This is a genomic window from Streptomyces sp. WELS2 (assembly GCF_013870595.1).
In the GTDB taxonomy this organism is placed as follows: Bacteria; Actinomycetota; Actinomycetes; order Streptomycetales; family Streptomycetaceae; genus Streptomyces.
The window spans coordinates 1-1963 of the sequence record NZ_JACBWZ010001032.1; the positions used below are offsets into that span (position 1 = coordinate 1).

A 1963-nucleotide genomic window follows, 5' to 3' on the forward strand; every position below is an offset into this window, starting at 1 on the left:
TCACGCTGGCCGCCGTGGTCCTCGGGGTGGCGACGGTGACCTTCGCGACCGGCCTGGCGGCGACGCTGAACAGCTTCGGCAGCGGCGGTGACCGCACCTACGACGTCACCGTCTACGTGGGGGCGCACCGGCACGGCAAGGAGGTGCGGCCGGTGCGCGGCGACCGTGAACTCCAGGCGCTGCTCGGCTCGTTGCCGGGCGCACGGCATGTCACGGCGCGGTCGGACGACGAGGTGCTCCTCGTGGGCGGTACGAACGTGGTGATGTTCGAGGGGCGGCGCGGCGGCCGGTCCCTGGACACCGTGCTCGTGAAGGGCCGTTGGATGAGCCGGCCGGGGGAGGTGGTGGCCGGATCGCCGTTCCTGCGCCACAACGGGGTGCGGCTCGGGGACCGGTTGCGGCTGCGCAAGGAGGGCCGCGAGGAGCAGGTGACCGTCGTGGGCGAGACGATGGACACCGACGACCGGCTGGTCGTCGGCGACTGGCCGACGGTCACCGCGCTGATGCCGGGGGCGCGGCCCATCGCGTACCACGTGAAGCTGGGCGACGGTGTGCGGCAGGAGGCGTACGCCCGTGCGGTCCGGGCCGCCGATCCGGGGCTGTCCGTCCAGTTGAGCGGGGCGAACAACGTCACCGGCACCATTGTCGGCTCCGCGACCGCGCTGACGCTGATGCTGGCCCTGGTCGCCTCCCTCGGTGTCTTCAACACCGCCGTGCTCAACACCCACGACCGGCGCCGTGACCTCGGCATGCTGAAGTCGATCGGGATGACCCCGCGCCAGGTGACGGCGATGACGGTGACGTCGATGGCGGTGCTCGGCGTGCTGGGGTCGGTGCTGGGGGTCCCGCTGGGCGTCGCCGCCCACCGGGTGGTGGTGCCGCGCATGGCGGGCGGGCTGGACATCACGCTGCCCGGCTCCATGACGGCTGTCTGGCATCCGCCTCTCCTGGCCGTCCTGGCGCTCACCGGGGTGGTGATCGCCGTGGTCGGGGCGCTGGTGCCCGCGCGGCGGGCGGCCCGGCTCACCGTCGCCGAGGTGCTGCGCGACGAGTGATGCCGCGACCGGCGGGGACGGGTGCCGGCAACGGGCGGGGGCGTGGCTCGTCACCGGAAACGGGCAACCGGTCAGGATCGGAGAAGCCTCCGTGGGGCCGCCCGTCCTAGCGTGGGGGCACCGGCGGGGAACCCGTCGGTGCCCCGGCCCCGTGCGGCCGGGCACCGCTGTGCGAAGGAGTGAGCATCATGACCGCAGGCCTGCAGACGATCATCTACCCGGTGAAGGACCTGGACCGCGCCAAGGCCGTGTTCGGCGCGCTGCTGGGCGTGGAGCCGTACGCGGACGAGCCGTACTACGTGGGCTACAAGGCCGCCGGCCAGGACGTCGGGCTGGACCCGAGCGGGCACGCCAAGGGCATGACCGGCCCGGTGCCGTACTGGCACGTGACGGATCTGCGGGAGCGGCTCGCGGCGCTGCTGGCGGCGGGCGCCGAGCTGCTCCAGGACGCGCAGGACGTCGGCGGCGGCCGGCTGATCGCGTTCGTGAAGGACCCCGACGGCAACCACCTGGGACTGCTCCAGGACCCGTCGGACCCCTCGGCCTGAGGCGGGAGCGACCGCCGGCCCCGGCGCTGGTTGCACGCTCAACGAGTGGCCGGGGCGGTGCTACCGTGCGGTTATGGCAGTCAAGACGGCCGAGACCCGGCTGGAGGAACGCTGGCGGGACATCCTCGCCGTGCACGCGCGCACCATGTGTGAGATCGACCGCGCCCTGCACCCGTACGGGCTCGGCGCCAGCGACTTCGAGGTGCTGGACCTGCTGGTCACGGAGCCGCCCGAGCAGGGCGAGCAGTGCCGGGTGCAGAACCTGGTCGGCCGGGTCCACCTGAGCCAGAGCGCGCTGTCCCGGCTGATCGGCCGGCTGGAGAAGGACGGCCTGGTGGAACGCTCGGTGTGCGCGGAGGA

The 1963-nt window shown here is 73.3% G+C and carries 3 protein-coding genes; all 3 read left to right on the forward strand.

Annotation, left to right across the window (positions count from 1 at the left end):
• A partial coding sequence (locus H5J33_RS33215; RefSeq protein ID WP_181798415.1) for an ABC transporter permease occupies positions 1-1055 on the forward strand: 1055 nt, incomplete at its 5' end.
• 188 nt (positions 1056-1243) lie between these two features.
• A complete protein-coding gene (locus H5J33_RS33220) occupies positions 1244-1603 on the forward strand; it encodes a VOC family protein (protein ID WP_181798416.1) in 360 nt (119 codons plus the stop codon).
• A gap of 73 nt (positions 1604-1676) precedes the next feature.
• Positions 1677-1963: MarR family winged helix-turn-helix transcriptional regulator (locus H5J33_RS33225; protein ID WP_181798417.1), on the forward strand; the 287-nt coding region annotated here is incomplete at its 3' end.

Excerpts from the sequence above, each read along its gene's own strand:
- H5J33_RS33220 (WP_181798416.1), top strand. The coding sequence starts at position 1,244 with ATGACCGCAGGCCTGCAGACGATCATCTACCCGGTGAAGGACCTGGAC.